The following is a 21,259-nucleotide window of genomic DNA, read 5'->3' as shown; positions in this document are numbered from 1 at the left end:
CTCGTCCGGACGGGCGGCGAACCGTCAGACGACCGGGTTGCCGCGGAGCCAGTAGTCCAGCGTGTCCCCGGCGTCGACGGCCTCCTGCGAGGTCGTCGGCGCCACTCTCGGGTCGGTCGCGATGTCGACCAGGGTGTCGGTCGGGATCGGAAGGTCCAGGTCCCGCGGGTCGCTCGTGATGGCAGGGCCGGAGTACTTGACGAGCACCGTGTGGGTGCCGAGGTCGGCGACGACGACCACCAGGCCGGGGTCCTCCTGCGGGGAGAGCTCGTCCCACGTCACGGTCACGCCGCCGCCGAGGTCCGCGCAGAGTCCGTCGTCGCACGCAGGTTTCTGCCGAGGACCCTCCGGCGAGACCCCGACCGTGACGATGTTGCCCTCGCCCGCGAAGTTGATCGATGCCGCCACGGCGCGCTTCGGATGGGGGAAGGCGCGCCGGTAGTCGTCGGCCGCCCAGTCGACGCCGGCTCTGGTCGGCTCGAGGTCGACGTGCTCCGCCACGACGTACGCGAGGGAGCGCGGCGTCGCCGTGGAGTCGCCGCCCTCGGGCTCGTCGGCACCGATCACCACCACCAGCACGACGCCGATCGCGAGGACGACGGCGGCCAGGCTGCCGGTGATGAGCGCGGTGCGGGAAGACCTCACGATGACTCCTCCTGGGCACGGCCCTCCGTCCGGGAGCGTGGCCTGCAGCCGGGCGGGTCGTGCGGATCGGGGGGGCAGCGAGCCTACCGGCGCGGGCGCAGCGGGCCGCTGCCGCCTCAGTCGGAGCGGTTGGTGACGACGCGGCGCAGCAGGGCGTGGAGGGTTGCGCGCTCGGCCGCGTCGAGGGACGCGAGCGTACGGTCGAGCGCGGCGTCGGCGAGCGCGCGAGCCTCGGCGTAGCGGATCCGGCCCTTCTCCGTCGCGCACACCAGGCGGTTGCGCCGGTCGGTCTCGTCGGGGCGGCGCTCGACGAGTCCCTCGCCGACCAGGTCGTCGACGAGGGCCACGATCTGGCTCGGGTTGAGCTGGAGGGTGTCGGCGAGGCGACGCTGGTTGATCCCGTCGACGCACGCGACCAGCTCGAGGATCGAGAACGTCCGGGCGCGCAGCGCCACCGTCTCGAGGGCGACGTTGACGTTGCGTCCCGCGGCCGCGGCGGCGACCGACAGCATCAGCCCGGTGTCGCCGACGACCGCGGTCGCGGGGTCCTCGACGGTGCCTCCGGTGGTCTCGCTCATCTGGTCTCCTCGCGGCGCCCGTGCGGTGTCTTCACGATCTTAGGGTCGCAGAAATATGTCAAAAGAAGAATCGTTGACATTCTGAATCATCGGCTCCATGCTGTGACGCATCACACATCTTGGAGGACGGATCCATGAGACGACTCTGCATCGCGGCGGGCCTCGCGCTCGCGCTCTCCCTCACCGGCTGTGGTGGGGACGACGACTCCGACAGCGCCGACGCCGACGGCGTGCGCACCGTGTCGGTCGGCATGCTCCCGATCGTTCCGACCGCGGCGATGTACGCCGGGATCGAGGAGGGATTCTTCGAGGACCACGGGATCGAGCTCGAGATCGAGACCGGCCAGGGCGGCGCCGCCCTGCTCCCGGCCGTGATGTCGCAGGAGCTCGACTTCTCCTCGAGCAACCCGGTCTCGCTCCTCACCGCACGCGACAAGGGCCTGGACGTCCGGGTGATCACGAACTGGTCGGACGAGAAGGAGACGCCCGAGGAGGCCGTCAACGCCGTGATCGCCGGGGCGGACGGGGGCCTCGACAGCGCGGCCGACCTCGAGGGCAAGACGGTCGCGGTCAACACCCTCAACTCGATGGGCGACCTCACGATCCGCGAGGCCGTCCGGCAGGACGGCGGCGATCCCGACGCGGTCGAGTTCCTCGAGCTCGGCTTCCCCGACATGCCCGCGGCCCTGGCCGGCGGACGGGTCGACGCCGTGTGGGTCCCCGAGCCGTTCATGGGGATGCTGCTCGCGGAGGGCAACGTCATGGTGACCCCGCCCTGCGTCGTCGCCGCCCCGGGGATGGCGCTGCAGTACATGTTCACCTCCGGCACGCTCGCCGAGGACGACCCCGAGCTGGTCGAGGACATGACCGCCGCACTGAACGAGACGCTCGAGTTCGCCGAGGAGAACCCGGACGCCGTCCGCGCCCAGATCACCTCGGTCAACCCGAACATCCCCGAGGAGGCGGCCGCGAACCTCAAGCTCGAGGGATTCGGCACCGACCTGCGGCTCGAGCAGGCGGAGACGATCGGCGCCCTGATGGCCGAGGAGGGGTGGATCGAGAACGATCCCGACATCGACGGCCTCTTCGCGAGCGCGGACCAAGGGTGAGGGAGCCACGATGACGACCACCCCCGAACGCCGGCTGGCGGCCGGCACGACCGCGCTCGTCGCGGCGCTCGGCCTGGGACTCGGCGCCGCGAGCGCTCAAGCGACCCCGGCCGGGAAGGGCCACGGCCCGAAGCACGGCACCCCCCGGGTCGCGCCGGCCCAGCCGGGCACGCTCGAGGCGTGCGAGACGCTCGCGTCCTTCGCCTACCCCGGCACGACGATCACCGCGGCCGAGACCGTGGCCGCGGGCACGCTGACCAACGCCGGCGAGCCCGTCGGCGAGCACTGCCGGGTCACCGGGTTCATGAACGAGAGGGTCAGTCCGGTCGACGGCCAGACGTACCGGATCGGCTTCGAGATGCGTCTGCCGACCGACTGGTCCGGCCGCTACCTCTACCAGGCCAACGGCGGCATCGACGGCAGCGTCGTGCCCGCGACCGGCACGTTCACCGGAGGCCAGCTCGAGAACGGCCTCCAGACGGGCTTCGCCGTGCTCAGCTCCGACGCCGGCCACACCGGATCGAGGGGCCCGCTGTTCGGTCTGGACCCGCAGGCGCGTCTCGACTACGGCTACCAGGCCGTGGGGACGTTGACCCCGATGGCCAAGAGCCTGGTCGAGGCGGCCTACGGCCGCGCCCCCGACACGTCCTACATCGCCGGCGGCTCCAACGGGGGCCGGCACACGATGGTCGCGTCGGCACGCTACGCCGACCAGTACGACGGGTTCCTCGCGATCGCGCCGGGCTTCAACCTGCCGCAGGCGGCGGTCGCCCAGATCTGGGGTGCCCAGCAGTACGCCACGGTCGCCTCCGACGGCGGGGATCTCGCGACCGCGTTCACCCAGGACGAGCGCCAGGTGGTCGCCGACGCCGTCGCTCGCCGGTGCGACCGTCTGGACCGGCTGCGCGACGGCATGGTCCAGGACGTCGCCCGCTGTCAGGACGTCTTCGACCTCGACCGCGACGTGCCGACCTGCGCCGAGCAGCGGGACGGCAGCTGCCTGACGCGCGAGCAGAAGGAGGTCGTCAGCGACATCTTCGCCGGTGCGCGCACGAGCGACGGCGAGGCGATCTACAGCTCGTTCCCGTACGACCTCGGTCTGACGCAGTCCGGCTGGGCAGGCTGGGAGTTCGGGGCGTCGGTCTCGCTGGATCCCGGCGCTGCCGGTCTGATCTTCTCGACACCGCCCGAGTCGCCCGGCATCCTGGCGGACTCGCGGGGCTACGCGCTGAGCGTCGACGTCGACGGTCTCGCGTCGGCGATCTACGCGACGAACGAGCTGTACACGGAGAGCGGCATGGAGTTCATGACGCCGCCGAACCCGACGGACCTCGACACGCTGCGCGACACCGGCGCGAAGATGATCGTCGCTCACGGGACCGCCGACGCGGTGTTCTCGTCCGACGACACCGCACGCTGGTACACCGAGCTCGAGCGGGCCTACCGCAACAAGGCCGACGACTTCGTCCGCTACTTCGAGGTGCCCGGCATGGGGCACGTACGGGGTGGTCCGGCGACCGACCAGTTCGACGGGCTCGGAGCGCTGATCGCCTGGGTCGAGGGTGGGGACGCCCCGGACCGGATCGTCGCGACCGCCCGTGGTGAAGGCAACCCCGGCGGCGTGAACGCCGAGGTGCCGGCCGACTGGGCGGCGGACCGGTCGCGGCCGCTCTGTCCGTACCCGTCGGTCGCTCGCTACCGCGGCGGCGACCCGGACGTCGCCTCCAGCTTCGTCTGCAAGCCCAGCGGGGGCGGGAAGGGGATCGGTCACGGCCACGGACACCGGCACGGTCCCGGCCCGGGGGCGAGGCCCTAGCTCGCCCGGACCCTCGGAAGTGACGAACGCCGACGCGGCACGTGGAGAACCACGTGCCGCGTCGGCGTATTGCGGAGGTGGCGGGATTTGAACCCGCGAGAGGTTTCAACCTCAACCCGCTTAGCAGGCGGGCGCACTAGGCCACTATGCGACACCTCCCGGGTGCGGCCCCAGCGTACAAGGTGCCCGGCGCGCGTGCGCCGACTGGGTCCGCGGACGGGTTTCAGGCGGGCGGCTCGAGCGGTCGGTATCCGTGCCCTGCGTCGAGACGGGCGCGGATCTCCCGCTGGAGCTCCAGGGCCCGCGGTCCGAGCAGCGCCATCGGCACGCGCGTGGTGCGTCCCTGCTCGAGCCCGATCACGAGATCGGTGCCGCCGTGCTCGTTGGGCTTGTCGTCGACCCGCTCGACCAGGGTCCACGCCGCCGACCGCACGCCGGCGTCACGGAGCCGGTGGACCTGGTACCCGCTGGTCGTGAGCGTGATGATCCGGGCCGGCCTCAGCACCGCCACGAACGACACGACCACCGTCAGTCCGCACACCACCGCGACGACGAAGCCCCAGACCTGGGCGGCGCCGCCGATCGTGAGCAGCACGGCGGCGAGGATCGCGAGCGCCGCGGCGATCATCATGCGCACGCCGAACAGCCGCATCGCGTGGACGAGGGCGAGGCGGTACGTGCTGGTGCTCTTCGTGGTGTCGTTCATGGGGCAGAGGGGGCGGGATTCGAACCCGCGGCTGACATCTCTGCCAGCGACCGCTTTCAAGGCGGTTCCGATCGGCCACTCCGGCACCCCTCCTCGGACCGTCGCCGTGGCGTCGACCCGGTGCCGATTGTTCCATCCGCGCCCGTGCACGGTGGTTCGAGGGGCCGGGGCGGAGGCGGTGCCGTCGCGGCGGGGCTACTTCAGGGCGTGGGACCGCGCGGGCTCCGGACGGATCTCGTCCTGAGCCGAGGCGCGGCGTGCGGCGCGCTGCCCGGACTTCGAGGTCGAGCCCGGATCGAGCGAGCGGATCACCAGGCCGATGGCCAGGCCGAGGATCGCCGAGTAGAGGGTCGACAGCGCGACGTAGGTGGTGTCGGCGTTCGGGGACGCGAGCGCGGTGGTCATCACCGCCGTGCCGACGACGCCGAACGCGCACATCCACCAGCCCTGGCGGCGGTGCGAGCGCGTGCTGATCCCCCAGACCAGCGCGGGGAAGCCCACGAGGACCTCGGCGGGACGCGGGACGCCGCCGGTGGTGTCGTGGAGCCACGCCGCCGTCCGGTCGATCGCGTCGACGACCTCGGCCGAGCCGTACTGGCGGACGGCGGTGCTGTAGAGCAGCACGAGGGCGAGCAGGGCGGCGCCGCCGATGATCAGGGCGACGCCGCGGCGGCCGAGCCCGTGCAGTCCCGCTCCCAGGCTCCAGACGATCCCGAACGTGATCGCGAGCGCGACGATCAGCACGATCAGGTAGTAGCGGCGGTACTCGACGGTGGCGTCCCATGCGGCCACGGCGGCCGTGCCGCTGCTGGCGACGACGAGTGCGATCACGTACTCCCGGACCACCGACCCGACCCGGGCCGCGGGCCGGGTGATCAGCACCGCCCAGACGGCCGCGAAGACGGCCGCCACCACGGACCCGGCGGCGATCGCCCAGGACCAGGTCGTGAAGAGCGCGACGCCGACGAGTGCGAGCGCGAGCACGCCCCACAGCGTCGCGCGTCCGCCGCTGCGGCGGGCGGTCCCGACGACGAAGACGACGGTCAGCAGCCCCGCGCCGTAGCGCGCGAAGGTGTCGGGAAACCCGACGGCGACGACCGAGGTGAGCGCGACGGCGAACCCGGCGAGCCAGGCGAGGAACAGCCCGCTGATCCCGGCCGCGCGCAGGGCCTTGACGGTGAAGCGCGGCTCGCGCACGGGCGGGATGTAGCTGAGCGTGTCCGCCGCGCGCCGGCGCGGCGCGGCGCGGCGACCGCCCTGCTGGGTGCGAGCACCGCTCATGCCGGGGCTCCGCCGGTCGAGCCGGACGTGATCCGGCGGTTGGCGAGCGAGGGGTTCGTGCGGCGCGCGAGGGTGAGGCGGTCGGTCGTCAGGCTCGCCCGGACGACGCCCGGTGCCTCGCCGGCCGAGGCGACGACCACCCCCAACGGGTCGACGGCCATCGTGCGGCCGACGTATCGCCCGCACTGGTCGGCCGCGATCACGTCGACGGTGTTCTCGATCGCGCGCGCTCGCAGCAGGGTCTCCCAGTGGTCTTCCTTGAGCGGACCACGCACCCACGCGGCCGGCACGCAGAGCACGTCCGCGCCCGCGTCGACGAGCATCCGCGACATCTCGGGGAAGCGCAGGTCGTAGCAGGTCATCAGGCCGACGCGGCGCCCGGCGACGTCGACCACGACCGGGGAGACCGCTCCCGCCGAGAGTCGCTCGGACTCGAGGTAGCCGAACGAGTCGTACAGGTGGATCTTGCGGTACGCCGCGCGCAGCGAGCCGTCCGGGCCGAGCGCGACGAGGGTGTTGTACGGGAGGGAGCGGTCGCTCTCGGCCGCTCCGGTGCCGTCGGTCGGGCGCTCGAACGTGCCGGCGACGACGGTGGCGTCGAGGCGTTGCGCGTGCTGCGCCAGCAGGGTGACGAAGGGACCGTCGAGCGTCTCGGCGTCGGCCGCGAGGTCGTCGTCGGGGTCCCCGAAGTCGCGCATCGACGCCTCGGGAAGCACCACGAGGTCGAGGCGATCCGATCCGTCGAGGCGGCCGAGGACCTCGTCGACCTGCTTGCGGTTGTCGTCGGGATCGCTCGTCGCGCTCAGCTGCACCAGTGCGACCTGCATCCCTCCATCTTTGCAGCCCGACCCCAGGGTGCGGGAGGGTGGAGTGTGACCGAGACCTCCGGGTACGACGCCGTGGTGCTGGCCGGCGGGCGGGCCTCGCGCTTCGGCGGCGACAAGCTGGCGGTCACCGTCGACGGTGCGACCCTGCTCGACCGGGTGCTGACCGCGACGGCCGGGGCCGACCGTACGGTCGTCGTCGGTCCTGCCCGCCGGACCGTCCGGCCCGTCCGCTGGACGCGTGAGCACCCCGCGGGATCGGGCCCGGCGCAGGCCGTCGCGGCCGCGTTGCGGCTCCTGCCGGGTCCGGTCGACCGGCTCGTGGTCGTGGTCGCCGGCGACCTGCCGTACGTCGACGGCGGGACCGTGGCGCGTCTGCACCGTGGGCTCGCGACGCGGTCGAGCGCCGACGGGGCGCTGCTGATCGACGACGTCGGGCGGCTCCAGCTGCTGTGCGGGCTCTGGCGCCGTGCGGGCCTGGACCGGGCGCTCGGACGTAGGCGCGACTGGTCGGACGCGTCCGTGCGGTCCCTGCTCGGGGAGCTCGAGGCCGTGGAGGTTCCGGCGCGCGCAGGCGAGACCCATGACGTGGACACGCCCGAGGACGTACCGTCGGGCCCATGACGGACCAGCCCGACGAGCCCGCGAACGACCTCCAGGCGTGGAGCGACGAGGTGTGCCGCGAGCTCGGCATCGCACCGGACTACGACCTGGGGGAGATCCTGGACGCGGCTCGTGACGTCGCGCACGCGGTGGCGCGGCCCGCCGCCCCGCTGACCGCCTTCCTGGTCGGCTACGCGGCGGCGACGGCCGGAGGCACCGGCGGTGACGTGAGCGACGCGCTGCGCCGGGTGCGCGACCTTGCCTCGCGCCGCCCCTGAGCGTCGTCGCCGGCGGGAAGTACGGTGAGCGCATGCGCGCTGTGGTCGTGGAGGAGCCGGGCGGTCCCGAGCAGCTGAGGGTGGTCGAGCGACCCATCCCCGAGCCGGGACCGGACGAGGTCGTGCTGGACGTGGTCGCAGCGGGCGTGAACCGCGCGGACGTGCTGCAGCGGCAGGGGTTCTACCCGCCGCCGAAGGGCGCGACCGACGTGCTCGGGCTCGAGTGCTCGGGCGTCGTCCGCACCGTCGGGGCCGACGTGACGCGGTGGCGCCCGGGCGACCCGGTGGTCGCCCTCCTGTCCGCGGGAGGCTACGCCGAGCAGGTCGCGGTCCCCGAGGGCCAGCTCGCGCCGCTGCCGGACGGGATGGATCCGGTGCAGGCGGGCGGGCTGATGGAGACCGCGGCCACGGTCTGGTCCAACGTCTTCATGCTGGGTGACCTGCAGCCCGGCGAGACCCTGCTCGTGCACGGCGGCGCGTCGGGGATCGGGACTACGGCGATCCAGATGGGCAAGGCGTTCGGAGCCACGGTCGTGGCCACCGCCGGGTCCGACCGCAAGGTCGAGGCGTGCCGGATGCTCGGCGCCGACGTCGCGATCAACTACCGCGAGGCGGACTTCGTCGAGGAGGTCGCCGGCGCGACGGAGGGGCGCGGGGCGGACGTGATCCTCGACATCGTCGGAGCGAAGTACCTCCCGCGCAACGTCGAGGCCCTCGCGGTCGGCGGTCGGATCGTCGTGATCGGGATGCAGGGCGGCACCAGGGGCGAGCTCGACCTGTCCCGTCTGCTTGCCAAGCGCGGCAGCGTCGCCGCGACGAGCCTGCGGGCGCGTCCGGCCCGCGAGAAGGCGGGGATCGTCGCCGAGCTGGTGGAGAGCACATGGCCGCTGTACTCCGACGAGACGCTCGTGCCGGTCGTGGACACGGTGCTGGGCCTCGACGACGTCGCTGCTGCGCACCGCATCCTCGACGACAGCGGCAACATCGGCAAGGTCGTCCTGACACCGTGATCACGATCGCGGCCGGGCGGTGGACGGCGACGTCTAACCCGTACGGCGGGAGCCTGGCGCAGCTGCGGTTCGGCGACGAGGACGTCGTGGTCCCGCAGGACGGCCACGGAGCGCACCCCGACTACCGCGGTGCGGTCCTGGCACCGTGGCCGAACCGCCTGGCCGACGGCGCGTACGTCTTCGACGGGTCGAGCCTGCGGCTCCCGGTCACCGAGCCGGAGCGCGGGACCGCGCTGCACGGGCTGGTGACCGCGATCGACTGGGAGGTCCGGGAGCACCGGGCCGACGAGGTGCGGGTCGGGGTCGCCGTGCCCCGCTCCGAGGGCTACCCGTTCGACGTCGATGTCGAGGTCCGCTACGCGCTGGACGCCGAGCTCGGTCTCACCGTCGCGGTGACGGGGACGAACATCGGGGACGTGGTCGCGCCGTTCGGGTGCGGCTTCCACCCGTACGTGCGGCACGGCCCGGACGACGACCTCCAGGTGGCGGCGCGGACCTACGTGCGGACCGATCCCGAGCGCCTCCTGCCGACCGGCGTCGCCGAGGTCGACGGCAGCAGGGTCGACTTCCGTACGGCACGGCGGGCGGCCGGCGCGGGTCTGGACACCGCGTACGGCGACCTGGTCCGCGATGCCGAGGACGGCCGGGTCGGCGTGCGGCTCGGCCGCACCCGGCTGTGGGGCGACGCGGCGGTGCGGTGGATGCAGGTCTACACCCCGGAGTCCGGCGGCTGCGCGGCGGTGGAGCCCTGCACGTGCCCGCCCGACGCCTTCGCCAGCGGGATCGGGCTCATCCGGCTCCGGCCGGGAGAGGCGGCCACGATGTCCTGCGGGATCGACCGGGCGGAGTCTGGGGACGTCCGCGGTCGCTGACTACAGTGGGGCGCATGTCAGCCGAGACGTCAGGCGAAGGCTTCCACGACCGCACCGAGACGCGTCAGGTGATCGGCCCGGACGGCGGACCGGTTCCCGAGCCGGACGAGGACGAGCCGACGTCGGTGACGGACCTGGTCGAGCAGCCGGCGAAGGTGATGCGGATCGGGAGCATGATCCGTCAGCTGCTCGAGGAGGTGAAGGCCGCGCCCCTGGACGCGGCCAGCCGGGCGAGGCTGGCGGAGATCCATCGCACGTCGGTCAAGGAGCTCGAGGACGGGCTCGCACCCGAGCTGATCGACGAGCTCGAGCGCTTGAGCCTCCCCTTCGGAGAGCAGACGCCGAGCGACGACGAGCTCCGGATCGCCCAGGCCCAGCTCGTCGGCTGGCTCGAGGGTCTCTTCCACGGGATCCAGACGGCGATCTACGCCCAGCAGGTCGCGGCGCAGAGCCAGCTGCAGCAGATGCGGCGCGCGCTCCCGGGCGCACCCGGGCAGCCGCCCGGGCCGGGCGCCCACCCGGGCGACCAGACGCGCGGCGGCGAGGGCCACGGCGGCGGGATGTACCTCTGACCCGTCGCTGACCCGGGCCGGCGTGACCCCTGGGTGCGTTAGCGTGTGACCTGGGCGACACGTCTGAGTGATCGCTGAGTAGACCCGCCGCGGATCTGAGTACTTCCGCGCTGATCGGAGGGTCCGCGCCGCTGGTTCGATCTCTGTATCTCATCGGTTGAAGGGGATGCAGGATCATGGAGATGTCGACTTCGAGACTCGCCGGCCGCCGGATCGCGCTGAGCGAGGACGTCGTTCCCGCGTGTGCGCTGCTGCCGGAGGTGTACGGACTGCTGGCGGAGCCCGCCGACGAGGCGAGCGACACCCCGGACAGCTGGCTGGCACGACACAACGCCCTCGCCGCGGCGAGGCAGGCCTGCGCGGCGTGCCCGCTGCTCACGGCGTGCCTCTACCGCGCCGTGGTCGAGGCCGACGTCGCAGGCTACGCGGCGTGCACGACCGAGGCCGACCGCACGCTGCTGCGCGAGCGCCTCGGGGTCGCCGTCGCCAGCGTGGACCTGGACGCGATCGCCGGCGTCCGGGCGGGTGGGCGCGGCATCGACCACGACGCGATCGTGGCGGTGCGACGTGCCTATCCGAAGGAGACGTTCGCGCAGCTCGCCGAGCGGCTCGGCTGCTCGCTGTCGACGGTGAAACGCCATCTGCGGGGCTACCGGGGCGAGCTTCCCGAGCCTCGCCCGGCCGAGAAGGACGACGCGCGGCCCAGTCTGGAGGCGGTGCTGGACGCGTTCGACGAGGTTGTCGGGGACGCCCGGGCGCGTGCGCTGACGGCGTAGCGCGGGCGTGGGCCCTGGCGACCGTGCGGTCGCCGGGGCGGGTTCCACGAAGAAAGGGGCGCGGCGCGCTTGCGCGCCGCTTCTCTTTGCGCTTAAAGTGCATCAACTTGATCTAGTTACCAAATCTAGTGAGGACACAATGCGTAGTCTGCTCCTGCTCGCCCTCGTCGGGCTCGGCGCCCAGCTCGTCGACGGATCGCTGGGCATGGCGTACGGCGTCACGTCGACGACCCTGCTGCTCGCCATCGGCACCAACCCGGCCGCAGCCTCGGCGACGGTCCACCTCGCCGAGATCGGCACCACGCTCGTCTCCGGGGCTGCGCACTGGCGATTCGGGAACGTGGACTGGAAGGTCGTCGCCAAGATCGGCATCCCGGGCGCGATCGGTGCGTTCGCCGGCGCGACGTTCCTCTCGCAGCTCTCGACCGAGACCGCCGCGCCGCTGATGTCGCTGATCCTGCTCGCGCTCGGCGTCTACGTGCTGGTGCGGTTCACGGTCGCCGGCCTGCCGAAGAACAACCTCGGCAAGCCGCTGCGCAAGCGGTTCCTCACGCCGCTCGGTCTGGTCGCCGGGTTCGTCGACTCCACCGGCGGTGGCGGATGGGGACCGGTCGGCACGCCGGCGATCCTCGCGAGCGGGCGGCTCGAGCCCCGCAAGACGATCGGGTCGATCGACACGAGCGAGTTCCTGGTCGCGGTCGCCGCGAGCCTCGGCTTCATCGTCGGGATCGGCTCGCAGGGCGTGAACTACTCGTGGGCGCTCGCGCTGCTGATCGGCGGCATGATCGCGGCGCCGATCGCCGCCTGGCTGGTCCGCCACATCCCGCCGCGCGTCCTCGGCTCGCTCGTCGGTGGCCTGATCGTGCTGACGAACGTCCGCACCCTGCTGCGCAGCGACTGGGTGGCCGCGTCGGGCCAGGTCGCCGCCGTGACGTACGTCGTGGTCGCCGCCCTGTGGGTCTCGGCGGTCGTCTGGTCCGTCACGCAGTACCGCAAGAACCGCGACGAGGAGCGCCGCGTGGTCGACGAGGCCGAGGAGCTCGTGGCCTGACGGCCTCGATCCTCCCGAGCGGACTCCTCCCTCCCGCTGGTCGAGGCGCGAGCGGACTCCTCCCTCCCGCTGGTCGAGGCGCGAGCGGACGCCTCCCTCCCGCTGGTCGAGGCGCGAGCGGAGCGAGCGATCGAGACCCCGGTGGTTCACGCATCCACCGGGGTCTCGACATGTCCGCGGCGACGACGGACGTCTCGACACTGCCGCTGTCCGGGCGACGGAGATGTCGAGCTTCACGCTCGAATCCAGTCGCGGCCGAGCGGTCCGTCAGAGGTAGCGGGCGATCTCCACGGCGACACCGTCGTTCTCGACCGTCTCGGTCACGTCGTCGGCTGCCGACTGCACGTGCAGCGGCGCATCGCCCATGGCGACGCCACGGCCGGCCCACGCGAGCATCTCGACGTCGTTCGAGCCGTCACCGAGGGCGAGCACGTCCGCCCGGTCGATCCCGAGCCGCTCGCAGATCTTCTCGAGCCCCGCCGCCTTCGACACGCCGTCCGGCGCCAGGTCGAGCCACGCGGTGTAGCCCACGTAGTAGTTCGTGCCCTCGAGACCCAGTCCGTGGGCGAGCTCTGCGAACTCCTCCGCGGAGGAGTCCGGGCTGCGGACGATCACGCGGGTGACCGGCTCGGCGACGAGCTCCTCGATGCTCTGCCTGACCATCGTGCCGCTCAGCTCTCCGGTCGGGAACGGCTTGTTCATCCGGTAGCCGACCCCGATCTCCTCGACGGCGACAGCCGCGTCCGGGACTGCCTCCAGCAGAGCCCGTACGGCCGGTCCTGCGTCGAACGTCACGGTGTGCAGCAGCTCGACGGGCTCGTAGGAGAAGACCACCGAGCCGTTGCTCGCGACCGCGAGCCCGTCGGAGAACCCGAGCTTCTCGACCGCGTCCATCACCCCCGGCACGGCCCGGCCGGTCGAGATCACGCAGTGGATCCCGGCGTCGGCCGCACCGCGGACCGCCTCCCGGACGACGTCGGTCATCCGGTTGTCGTAGTCCACGATCGTGCCGTCGACGTCGAGCGCGAGCAGCTTCGGGACCCAGGCGGTGTCCGTCTGCTCGCCGGGGGCGGTCGTCATCGTCACGTGGTGGGCTCCAGCCTCTCGCGTCCGCCGAGGTAGGGCTGCAGGGCGGCGGGGACGCGTACCGAGCCGTCGGCCTGCTGGTGGTTCTCGAGGAGCGCGATGATGGTCCGGGTCGAGGCCATCAGCGTGCCGTTGAGGGTCGCGAGCGGCGCGACCTGCTCGCCGTCACGGGCACGGATCGACAGGCGTCGCGCCTGGAACTGCGTGCAGTTCGAGGCGCTGGAGAGCTCGCGGTACTTCTGCTGCGTCGGGATCCAGGCCTCGCAGTCGAACTTGCGGATCGCCGACAGCCCGAGGTCGCCCGCCGCGACGTCGATCACGCGGTACGGGAGCTCGAGCAGGTCGAGCCACTCGCGCTCGTACGCGAGCAGCTGCTCGTGCATCGCGTAGGAGTCCTCGGGCGTCGTGTAGACGAACATCTCCACCTTGTCGAACCAGTGCACCCGGAAGATCCCGCGGGTGTCCTTGCCGTACGAGCCTGCCTCGCGCCGGTAGCAGGGGCTGAACCCCGCGTAACGGCGCGGCAACGACTCGGCGTCCAGGATCTCGCCGGAGTGGTACGCGGCGAGCGGGACCTCGGACGTGCCGACGAGGTAGAGGTCGTCCTTCGGCAGGTGGTAGACGTCGTCGGCAGCCTGGCCGAGGAATCCGGTGCCCTCCATCGCCTCCGGTCGCACGAGCGCCGGGGGGATCATCGGGGTGAAGCCCCACGCCGTCGCACGGTCCATCGCCATCTGGACCAGCGCGAGCTCGAGCTGCGCGCCGACCCCGGTCAGGAAGTAGAACCGTGCACCGCTGACCTTGGCTCCGCGCTCGATGTCGAAGGCGCCCAGCCGCTCGCCGAGCTCGAGGTGGTCGAGCGGCTCGAACCCCTCGGCCGCGAAGTCGCGGGGCTCGCCGACGACGTCGAGGACCTCGAAGTCGTCCTCGCCGCCGGCGGGTGCTTCGGGAGACGCGAGGTTCGGGACGCCGGCAAGCAGTGCGGTGAACGCCTCACCGGCCGATCGGACGGCGGCGTCGGCCTCCTTGACCTGACCCGAGAGCTCCTTCGTCCGCGCCAGCAGCGCGGCCTTCTCGTCGCCGGAGGCGCGCGCGACCTGCTTGCCGAGGGACTTCTGCTCGGCGCGCAGCGCCTCGAACGACGCGATCGCGGACCGGCGGTGCTCGTCGGCGGCGACGAGCTCGTCGACCACGGCGTCGGACTCGCCGCGACGCCGCTGGGCGTCGCGGATCTCGTCGGGGTTGTCACGCAGCGTCCGGACATCGATCATTGCCCCAGCGTATCGGCGCGCCCCTGACCACTACCCTGATCGGGTGCCGATCGACCTCCGACGTGCCCAGCACGCGCGCCGCGGCCCCGTGCCGTGGCTCGTGGGCGGGCTGTTCCTCGTCCTCCTCGTGCTCACCGTCTCGGTGTGGCTCGACGCCTCCTGGGTCGCCGACGTCGACGGCACCGTCGGCGACGCGGCCTACGACCTCGTCCACGGGCACGGCACGTTCGTCGCGGTCCTCGAGTGGGTGGCGACGTGGCTCGGTCCGCTGGTGCTGCGCGTGGTTCTGCTCGCCGTCGCGGCGTACGCCGCGTACCGCCGCGCCTGGCGGCTCGCGATCTGGATCGTGCTCAGCGTCGTGGTCGAGGCCCTCGCCGTCTGGGGCATGAAGGCCGCGATCGGCCGCGCGCGTCCGGTCTGGGACGACCCGATCTCGACGATCGGCGGGTACGCGTTCCCGAGCGGTCACGCCGCCGCGGGTGCGATGTTCGCGACGGTGATGACGATCGTGACCCTGGTCCTCGTCCGACGGGGCCTGGTGCGTCGCCTGCTCGTCGTCGTGTGGGTGGCCGTCGGTCTGGCCGCCGCGGCCGACCGGGTCCTGCTCGGGGTGCACTCGCTGACCGACGTGGTCGCCGGCGTCGCGCTCGGGATCCTGGTGCCCGTCGTGCTCTGGCTGGTCGTCACCGCTGCCGTCTTCGCCGAGGAGCCGCCCGCGCACCCGACCGTCGCGGGTACGGGTCAGCGGCAGGTCGCGGTCGTTCTCAACCCGGTGAAGGTCGGAGACGTCGAGACCTTCCGGACCCGGGTCGCGGACGCGGCGCAGCGACACGGCTGGGCGGCGCCGGTGTTCTTCGAGACCACCGCGGACGACCCGGGGGTCTCGCAGGCCGCAGCAGCGCTCGAGTCGGACGCCGACCTGGTCGTGGTCGCCGGCGGTGACGGGACGGTCCGGGTCGTGTGCGACGAGCTGGCGCGGACGGGCGTGAGCGTGGGCGTGGTCCCGCTCGGCACCGGCAACCTCCTCGCCCGCAACCTCGGGATCCCCTTGCACGTCGTCGACGCCGTCGACAACGCGTTCGTCGGACAGGACCGTGCCGTCGACATCGTCCAGGTCCGGCTCGACGACGAGCCCGAGACGGCGTTCCTCGTGATGGCCGGGCTGGGCTTCGACGCCGCGATCATGACCGGCGCGGACGAGGACCTGAAGAAGCGCGTCGGGTGGCTCGCGTACGTGCTGTCGGCGGTCAAGCAGCTGTTCCGGTTCCCGCGCACCCGCGTGCGGATCTCGGTGGACGGCGGCGACTTCGTCAAGCGGCGCGCGCTGACCGTGGTCATCGGCAACGTCGGCTTCCTGCAGGGTGGCCTGCCCCTGCTCCCCGACGCGCAGATCGACGACGGGGCGCTCGACGTGGTGGCGATCGCACCGCCGCACAAGCTCGCCTTCCTGTCGGTGGGTCTGCGCCTGTTCACCCGCCGTCGGCGCATCGACGAGCGGCTGGACCGGATGACCGGGCAGGAGGTGGTCGTCAAGGCGAACGAGCCGACGCCGATGCAGCTCGACGGTGACCCCGTCGGCGAGCACACCAAGCTGCGCGCGCGGGTCGAGCCGGGCGTGCTGCTGGTCCGCGTGCCGCGTTGATCCTACTTTCAAGTAACCACGTCTGACCTGCGGCGATGCGACGCGGCCTCCGGGCGTTGGTTACGATTCGGTAACAGCGTCACGGGTGGTCTGGCGCGCGACTTAACTCCGGGTTCAAATCTCCCTACACGTGATGCAGATCGCACGCGTGCTCCTCGGAGGGAGAACAACCATGCATCGATCGATGCTGTCTCGGGAGGCCGGCTCGAGGAGTCGGCTCGCCGCGCTCGCGACGAGCGCGGCTCTGGTCGCCGGCGCCGGCGGCCTGGTCGTCGCGTCCGCCCCCGCGGCCTCGGCCGCACCGGTGGAAGAGGACTACGACTACACCTGCGCGGTCGACGCCGCCGGGCTGTCGCTCGGCGACCACATCGTCGGCGTCAACGCGAAGGTCGTCGTCCCGGACGCCGTGGCGCCCAACCAGGTCGTTCCGCCGCGCAAGACCCAGATCACGCTCACGCTCCCGGAGACGCTCCGGAACGCCACGTACGTCCTGCTGAGCGGCCGCACCGCCGGCGGGTACTCCGACGACGCCGCTGTCCGGCTGACCGACTCCGGCAGCGTGGACAAGACGATCCCGATCAAGAACCTGTCGTCCCCGCCGGTGCCGGTGCCGGCCAGCCCCGGCGCCTCCTGGGTCATCCCGACCGAGGGTGATGTCCCCGCCATCCGCATCCCGGCGAGCGCGACGGGCACCGGCACGCTCAGCATGCCGGCGCAGTTCACCGTCAAGGCCACGGTCTACACCGCGAACGGGGAGCCCGTCGGTGGTCCGGACAAGGTCGTCATGGACTGCTCCTTCGGCGGCGACGCCACCCTGGCCACCATGCCGATCACCGGCGCGGCCTACGTCGACGCGGCGCTGTCGGGCTCCGGCAAGGTCGTCTACGGCAAGCCCGGCCGGATCAACGCCCGGATCAACAAGGCCGTCGGCGGTCGGATCGACGCGTACTACGGGTCGCGCAAGATCGGCTCCGCCCCGGTCAAGGGCACCGCGGCTGCGATCGCGCTCAAGGCCCGGTCGCTGGCCCCCGGCAAGCGTGCGGTGACCCTGAAGCACGTCGGCGGCCAGGCGAACCTGAACCCGGTCGCCAACAAGCGGGTCACGGTCACCGTCGTCAAGGGCAGCTCGGCGCTGGCGGCCAAGGTGGCTCCGAAGAAGATCAAGCGCAACAAGACCAAGGCCAAGGCGGTCGTGGTCGTCAAGGCCAACGGCTCGAAGGCCGGCGTCGTCACCGCCAAGCTCGGCAAGAAGACGATCGGCAAGGCCCGGGTCAAGGGCAGCAAGGCGACGCTGAAGCTCAAGAAGTTCAAGAAGGCCGGCAAGGCGAAGATCACCTTCGTCTACAGCGGCAACAAGTACTTCAAGGGCTCGAAGAAGACGGTCAAGGTCAAGATCCGTCGCTGATCGCGACGACCTGATCGACTCCGTGCGGGCGGGGCGTCCACCCCCGCCCGCACGCACCCTCGGACGACGCCCGCCCCCCTGACCGATCGCGTCCACGAACCCTCCGAGGGACAGCGACCCCCGACCCGGACCCGGGTCGGGGGTCGCTGCTCGTCCGCAGCGGTCCTCCTCCGCTGGTCGAGGCGCGAGCGAGGTGGTCCTCCTCCGCTGGTCGAGGCGCGAGCGAGGTGGTCCTCCTCCGCTGGTCGAGGCGCGAGCGAGGTGGTCCTCCTCCGCTGGTCGAGGCGCGAGCGAGGTGGTCCTCCTCCGCTGGTCGAGGCGCGAGCGAGGTGGTCCTCCTCCGCTGGTCGAGGCGCGAGCGAGGTGGTCCTCCTCCGCTGGTCGAGGCGCGAGCGCAGCGAGCGATCGAGACCCCGACCCCTACGGGTGCGGGACGGTCGCCGTGATCCGCGACCCGTCGGCGCGGCGCACGCCTTCGAGCGGGCCGGGGCCGGGGATGCCGGCCTGGGCCGGACCCTGCCCGTCGAGCGGGACGACGACGGGCTCGCGGGAGGTCACGTGCACGACCTTGCCGCGCACCGAGAGCTTGGCACCGGGACCGTCCTCGACCGTGAGCTCCACGGTGCCGGCCGACACCGCGACCCGGATGCGGCTGCCCCGGATCGTGAGCCGGTACGTCAGGCTCTCCCAGCTCTCGGGCAGGCGTGGATCGATGCTGAACTCGCCCGAGTAGTCCCGGAAGCCGCCGAACCCTTGGACCAGCGCGCTCCACACCCCGCCGGTCGACGCGACGTGGACGCCGTCGGAGGTGTTGCCGTGCAGGTCGGCGAGGTCGACGTACAGCGCCTCGGTGAAGTAGCGGACCGCCAGCGACGAGTAGCCGACCTCGGCCGCGAGGATCGCCTGCACGACGGCCGACAGGGTCGAGTCGCCGGTCGTGATCGGGTCGTAGTACTCGAAGTCGCGCTGCTTCTGCTCGAGCGTGAACGCGTCGCCCTGCAGGTAGAGCGCCGCGACCACGTCGGCCTGCTTCAGCACCTGGAACCGGTAGATCACCAGCGGGTGGTAGTGCAGCAGCAGCGGACGCTTGTCGGCGGGTGTCCGGGGGAGGTCCCAGACCTCGCGCTCGAGGAAGTGCGCGTCCTGCGGGTGGATGCCGAGGTGCTCGTCGTACGGGATCGCCATCGCCTCCGCGGCGCGCTCCCACTCGACGACCTCGGCCTCCTCCAGACGCAGGCGGTTCACCATCCGGGTGTGCGCCTCGGGCCACGTGGTCTCGAGCTCGCGCACCGCACGCGCCGCACGACGGAGGTTGAAGCGCGCCATCACGTTCGTGAACAGGTTGTCGTTGACGACGGTGGTGTACTCGTCAGGACCGGTCACACCGTGGATGTGGAACGTGCCCTGGCCCTCGCTGCGCCAGAAGCCCAGGTCGACGAACAGCCGCGCGGTCTCCACCAGGATGTCGACGGCCTCCCGCATCAGGAAGTCGGTGTCACCGGTCGCGTCGACGTAGCGGCTCAGGGCGTACGAGATGTCCGCGTCGATGTGGTACTGGGCGGTCCCGGCGGCGTAGTACGCCGAGGCCTCCTCGCCGCTGATCGTGCGCCACGGGAAGAGGGCTCCGCGCTGGGAGAGGTCGGCGGCTCGTCGGCGCGCGGCGGGCAGCATGTTGTAGCGGAACCGCAGCGCCGAGCGCGCCATCATCGGGCTGGTGTAGGTGAGGAACGGCAGGACGTAGACCTCGGTGTCCCAGAAGTAGTGGCCGCCGTACCCCGACCCCGTCACCCCCTTCGCCGGGATGCCGGCACCCTCGGCGCGGGCCGAGGCCTGCGCGACCTGGAAGAGGTTCCAGCGCAGCGCCTGCTGGAGCGCGGGCTGGCCGGCGATCTCCACGTCCGAGCGTGCCCAGAACGCGTCGAGCCACGCACGCTGGTCCGAGCGCTGCGCCTCGATCCCCTCCGCGGCGACTCGCGACAGCGTGCGGCGGCAGCGGTCGAGCAGCTCGCGCGGCGGCACACCGCGCGAGGTGTGGTAGGCGACCACCTTGGACAGCCGGATGGTACGACCCGGCTCGGCCATCACCTGGTAGACGATCTTCGCCATGTCGTCCTCGCTGTGCGAGGAGACCTGGACGGGATCGACGCACTCGAGGTGGTGGTCCGCGGCCACGGCCAGAGTCATCCGCGACTCCGCGCACCGGTAGCCGAGCTCCATCCGTCCGGTGGTCTCGTCGTCGGCGTGCCAGATCGGCTCGAGCACGCGGCGGTCGAACCGCTCCGCCTTGCGCGGGTCGGCGCCCTCGCCCATGGCGGCGGCGCGGACGTGGTACTCGTCCTCGCCGTCCTGCCGGTTCAGGATCTGCGACGACAGGGTGACGGGCGCCGCCTCGTCCACCATCGTCACCTCGAACGACATGATCGCGAGGTGACGCTGGGTGAACGAGACCATGCGCGACGTGCGGATCCGGACGAGCTTGCCGGCGGGGGTGCGCCACAGGATCGTCCGCTCCAGGACGCCGTCGCGGAAGTCGAGCGTCCGGTCGTAGTCCAGGAGGTCCGCCACCGGCAGGAGCAGGGGCTCGTCGTCGACGTAGAGGCGGATGACCTTCGCGTCGGGGACGTTGACGATGGTCTGCCCGACGCGGGCGAAGCCGTACGCCTCCTCCGCGTGCTGGATGCTCCAGGTCTCGTGGAAGCCGTTGATGAACGTCCCGTGCGCGAAGGACTCGCGCCCCTCCTCGACGTTGCCCCGCATGCCGAGGTAGCCGTTGCCGAGCGCGAACAGGGTCTCGCTGCGGCCGAGGTCGGACGAGTCGAAGATCCGCTCGGAGAGGCGCCACTCGTCGACCGGCCAGCGTTGCCGGTCGAGGTAGTCGGTCACCGGCGCCGGGGTGTCGCGCGGGACCGGGGTCATGCGGCACCTCCGCTGCGGTCGTCGGTGCCGTCGTCGGTCGAGCCGCGAGCGGGGCGAGCGATCGAGACCCCCAGCACGCCGACCAGCTCGGCCAGGTCCGTGACGACGACGTCGGCGCCGTGCGAGCGGAGCACGTCGGCACCCGCCCCCCGGTCGACCCCGACGACCAGCGCGAAGTCTCCGGCGGCGCCGGCCTGCACGCCGGAGACCGCATCCTCGACCACCACGGACGCGCGGCTCGGGACGCCGAGCTGTGCGGCCCCGTACGCGTAGGTGTCCGGCGCGGGCTTGCCCGCGATGGCGTGCTCGCGTGCGACGAGACCGTCCACGACGACCCCGAAGCGGTCGCCGAGCCCGGCGGCAGCGAGCACGTCGCGCGCGTTCGCCGAGCTCGACACCACCGCCATCGCGATCCCCCGCGTCTCGAGGTCGTCGAGCAGCGCCACCGAGCCCGGGTACGCGGCGACGCCCTCGGTGGCGAGCAGGGTGGCGAACTCGGCGTTCTTGCGGTTGCCGAGCCCGCAGACCGTCTCGGCCGTGGGCGGGTCCGTCGGGTCGCCCTCGGGGAGCGTGACCCCTCGGGACGCGAGCAGCGACCGTACGCCGTCGTAGCGCGGCTTGCCGTCGACGTAGGCGAAGTAGTCGTCGTCGGTGTAGTCGGGCGTGAGGCCGCGACGCCCGAGGTAGTCGGTGAACAGGGCCGCCCAGGCGCGCATGTGGACCTCGGCGGTCGGGGTCAGCACACCGTCGAGATCGAACAGGACGGCGTGGACGACGGCAGGGGGTGGCTGCGGCGAATCAGTCACCCTCCGAGCCTA

General features: G+C 72.1%; 20 protein-coding genes and 2 tRNA genes. 11 read left to right on the top strand and 11 right to left on the bottom strand.

Annotated features, from left to right (window positions below; translation table 11 throughout):
• Positions 1–24: 24 nt before the first annotated feature.
• A complete protein-coding gene (locus CLV56_RS08680; protein ID WP_039359220.1) occupies positions 25–645 on the bottom strand; it encodes a hypothetical protein in 621 nt (206 codons plus the stop codon).
• Between the two features lie 116 nt (positions 646–761).
• Entirely contained in the window at positions 762–1,223 is a 462-nt protein-coding gene (locus tag CLV56_RS08675; RefSeq protein ID WP_100414701.1) for a MarR family winged helix-turn-helix transcriptional regulator, read from the bottom strand.
• Positions 1,224–1,357: 134 nt separating this feature from the next.
• On the opposite strand from CLV56_RS08675, the gene CLV56_RS08670 reads away from it, so the two are divergent.
• Entirely contained in the window at positions 1,358–2,332 is a 975-nt protein-coding gene (locus CLV56_RS08670) for an ABC transporter substrate-binding protein (protein ID WP_039359223.1), read from the top strand.
• A 10-nt stretch (positions 2,333–2,342) separates the two neighbouring features.
• Positions 2,343–4,148 (top strand): tannase/feruloyl esterase family alpha/beta hydrolase, encoded by a 1,806-nt coding sequence (locus CLV56_RS08665; RefSeq protein WP_100414700.1) that lies wholly within the window; start codon positions 2,343–2,345, stop codon positions 4,146–4,148.
• A 72-nt stretch (positions 4,149–4,220) separates the two neighbouring features.
• Here the strand turns inward: CLV56_RS08665 and CLV56_RS08660 are convergent.
• The 5 genes from CLV56_RS08660 to CLV56_RS08640 form a co-directional block, all read right to left on the bottom strand.
• Positions 4,221–4,307: transfer RNA gene (locus CLV56_RS08660), tRNA-Ser, on the bottom strand.
• A gap of 64 nt (positions 4,308–4,371) precedes the next feature.
• Positions 4,372–4,854, bottom strand: coding sequence for a hypothetical protein (locus CLV56_RS08655; RefSeq protein WP_039359226.1), 483 nt, complete (start codon positions 4,852–4,854; stop codon positions 4,372–4,374).
• Positions 4,855–4,858: 4 nt separating this feature from the next.
• A tRNA-Ser gene (locus tag CLV56_RS08650) sits at positions 4,859–4,947 on the bottom strand.
• Positions 4,948–5,049: 102 nt separating this feature from the next.
• Positions 5,050–6,135 (bottom strand): hypothetical protein, encoded by a 1,086-nt coding sequence (locus CLV56_RS08645; protein ID WP_100414699.1) that lies wholly within the window; start codon positions 6,133–6,135, stop codon positions 5,050–5,052.
• Positions 6,132–6,962, bottom strand: a complete 831-nt coding sequence (locus CLV56_RS08640; RefSeq protein WP_039359227.1) for a carbon-nitrogen hydrolase family protein — start codon at positions 6,960–6,962, stop codon at positions 6,132–6,134. Before CLV56_RS08640 ends, CLV56_RS08645 begins: the two co-directional genes overlap by 4 nt.
• Positions 6,963–7,007: 45 nt before the next feature.
• Between CLV56_RS08640 and mobA the strand changes: the two genes are divergently transcribed.
• The 7 genes from mobA (at position 7,008) to CLV56_RS08605 (ending at position 12,121) form a co-directional block, all read left to right on the top strand.
• Positions 7,008–7,583: a molybdenum cofactor guanylyltransferase gene (gene mobA, locus CLV56_RS08635; protein ID WP_039359229.1), complete on the top strand. Its 576-nt coding sequence runs from the start codon at positions 7,008–7,010 to the stop codon at positions 7,581–7,583.
• Entirely contained in the window at positions 7,580–7,840 is a 261-nt protein-coding gene (locus CLV56_RS08630) for a DUF6457 domain-containing protein (protein WP_100414698.1), read from the top strand. Before mobA ends, CLV56_RS08630 begins: the two co-directional genes overlap by 4 nt.
• Before the next feature lie 32 nt (positions 7,841–7,872).
• Complete coding sequence (locus tag CLV56_RS08625) at positions 7,873–8,850, top strand: NAD(P)H-quinone oxidoreductase (protein WP_039359231.1); 978 nt, start codon at positions 7,873–7,875, stop codon at positions 8,848–8,850.
• On the top strand, positions 8,847–9,722 hold the full coding sequence (locus CLV56_RS08620) for an aldose epimerase family protein (RefSeq protein WP_039359233.1): 876 nt from the start codon (positions 8,847–8,849) through the stop codon (positions 9,720–9,722). The genes CLV56_RS08625 and CLV56_RS08620 overlap by 4 nt, the downstream gene beginning before the upstream one ends.
• A 14-nt stretch (positions 9,723–9,736) precedes the next feature.
• A complete protein-coding gene (locus CLV56_RS08615) occupies positions 9,737–10,294 on the top strand; it encodes a bacterial proteasome activator family protein (RefSeq protein WP_039359235.1) in 558 nt (185 codons plus the stop codon).
• 182 nt (positions 10,295–10,476) lie between these two features.
• A complete protein-coding gene (locus CLV56_RS08610) occupies positions 10,477–11,070 on the top strand; it encodes a WhiB family transcriptional regulator (protein WP_157805117.1) in 594 nt (197 codons plus the stop codon).
• Positions 11,071–11,209: 139 nt separating this feature from the next.
• Positions 11,210–12,121 (top strand): sulfite exporter TauE/SafE family protein, encoded by a 912-nt coding sequence (locus CLV56_RS08605; protein WP_039359237.1) that lies wholly within the window; start codon positions 11,210–11,212, stop codon positions 12,119–12,121.
• Positions 12,122–12,388: 267 nt separating this feature from the next.
• Here the strand turns inward: CLV56_RS08605 and CLV56_RS08600 are convergent, their stop codons facing one another.
• The gene (locus tag CLV56_RS08600; protein WP_100415100.1) at positions 12,389–13,201 is read right to left on the bottom strand and encodes an HAD family hydrolase; all 813 of its coding nucleotides are present in this window, start codon (positions 13,199–13,201) and stop codon (positions 12,389–12,391) included.
• A 2-nt stretch (positions 13,202–13,203) separates the two neighbouring features.
• Entirely contained in the window at positions 13,204–14,478 is a 1,275-nt protein-coding gene (gene serS / locus CLV56_RS08595) for a serine--tRNA ligase (protein WP_039359240.1), read from the bottom strand.
• Positions 14,479–14,521: 43 nt separating this feature from the next.
• Between serS and CLV56_RS20845 the strand changes: the two genes are divergently transcribed.
• Both CLV56_RS20845 and CLV56_RS08585 read left to right on the top strand, forming a co-directional pair.
• Positions 14,522–16,120 carry a bifunctional phosphatase PAP2/diacylglycerol kinase family protein gene (locus CLV56_RS20845; RefSeq protein ID WP_170224774.1) on the top strand — a complete coding sequence of 533 codons (1,599 nt, stop codon included), beginning with the start codon at positions 14,522–14,524 and terminating at the stop codon, positions 16,118–16,120.
• 184 nt (positions 16,121–16,304) lie between these two features.
• Entirely contained in the window at positions 16,305–17,525 is a 1,221-nt protein-coding gene (locus CLV56_RS08585; protein ID WP_039359242.1) for a DUF6801 domain-containing protein, read from the top strand.
• Between the two features lie 420 nt (positions 17,526–17,945).
• Here the strand turns inward: CLV56_RS08585 and CLV56_RS08580 are convergent, their stop codons facing one another.
• Positions 17,946–20,441 carry a glycoside hydrolase family 65 protein gene (locus tag CLV56_RS08580; protein WP_100414696.1) on the bottom strand — a complete coding sequence of 832 codons (2,496 nt, stop codon included), beginning with the start codon at positions 20,439–20,441 and terminating at the stop codon, positions 17,946–17,948.
• On the bottom strand, positions 20,438–21,247 hold the full coding sequence (locus CLV56_RS08575) for an HAD family hydrolase (RefSeq protein ID WP_100414695.1): 810 nt from the start codon (positions 21,245–21,247) through the stop codon (positions 20,438–20,440). Before CLV56_RS08575 ends, CLV56_RS08580 begins: the two co-directional genes overlap by 4 nt.
• Positions 21,248–21,259 lie beyond the last annotated feature (12 nt).

It is taken from the genome of Mumia flava (assembly GCF_002797495.1).
In the GTDB taxonomy this organism is placed as follows: domain Bacteria; phylum Actinomycetota; class Actinomycetes; order Propionibacteriales; family Nocardioidaceae; genus Mumia; species Mumia flava.
This window is presented reverse-complemented; position numbering and strand designations above follow the sequence as displayed.

What these genes read in the sequence shown, in the direction of transcription:
- CLV56_RS08675 (WP_100414701.1), bottom strand. Translation starts at nt 1,223, where the DNA reads ATGAGCGAGACCACCGGAGGCACCGTCGAGGACCCCGCGACCGCGGTC.
- CLV56_RS08670 (WP_039359223.1), top strand. Translation starts at nt 1,358, where the DNA reads ATGAGACGACTCTGCATCGCGGCGGGCCTCGCGCTCGCGCTCTCCCTC.
- CLV56_RS08665 (WP_100414700.1), top strand. Translation starts at nt 2,343, where the DNA reads ATGACGACCACCCCCGAACGCCGGCTGGCGGCCGGCACGACCGCGCTC.
- CLV56_RS08655 (WP_039359226.1), bottom strand. Translation starts at nt 4,854, where the DNA reads ATGAACGACACCACGAAGAGCACCAGCACGTACCGCCTCGCCCTCGTC.
- CLV56_RS08645 (WP_100414699.1), bottom strand. Translation starts at nt 6,135, where the DNA reads ATGAGCGGTGCTCGCACCCAGCAGGGCGGTCGCCGCGCCGCGCCGCGC.
- CLV56_RS08640 (WP_039359227.1), bottom strand. Translation starts at nt 6,962, where the DNA reads ATGCAGGTCGCACTGGTGCAGCTGAGCGCGACGAGCGATCCCGACGAC.
- CLV56_RS08630 (WP_100414698.1), top strand. Translation starts at nt 7,580, where the DNA reads ATGACGGACCAGCCCGACGAGCCCGCGAACGACCTCCAGGCGTGGAGC.
- CLV56_RS08625 (WP_039359231.1), top strand. Translation starts at nt 7,873, where the DNA reads ATGCGCGCTGTGGTCGTGGAGGAGCCGGGCGGTCCCGAGCAGCTGAGG.
- CLV56_RS08615 (WP_039359235.1), top strand. Translation starts at nt 9,737, where the DNA reads ATGTCAGCCGAGACGTCAGGCGAAGGCTTCCACGACCGCACCGAGACG.
- CLV56_RS08610 (WP_157805117.1), top strand. Translation starts at nt 10,477, where the DNA reads ATGTCGACTTCGAGACTCGCCGGCCGCCGGATCGCGCTGAGCGAGGAC.
- CLV56_RS08605 (WP_039359237.1), top strand. Translation starts at nt 11,210, where the DNA reads ATGCGTAGTCTGCTCCTGCTCGCCCTCGTCGGGCTCGGCGCCCAGCTC.
- CLV56_RS08600 (WP_100415100.1), bottom strand. Translation starts at nt 13,201, where the DNA reads ATGACGACCGCCCCCGGCGAGCAGACGGACACCGCCTGGGTCCCGAAG.
- serS (WP_039359240.1), bottom strand. Translation starts at nt 14,478, where the DNA reads ATGATCGATGTCCGGACGCTGCGTGACAACCCCGACGAGATCCGCGAC.
- CLV56_RS08585 (WP_039359242.1), top strand. Translation starts at nt 16,305, where the DNA reads ATGCTGTCTCGGGAGGCCGGCTCGAGGAGTCGGCTCGCCGCGCTCGCG.
- CLV56_RS08580 (WP_100414696.1), bottom strand. Translation starts at nt 20,441, where the DNA reads ATGACCCCGGTCCCGCGCGACACCCCGGCGCCGGTGACCGACTACCTC.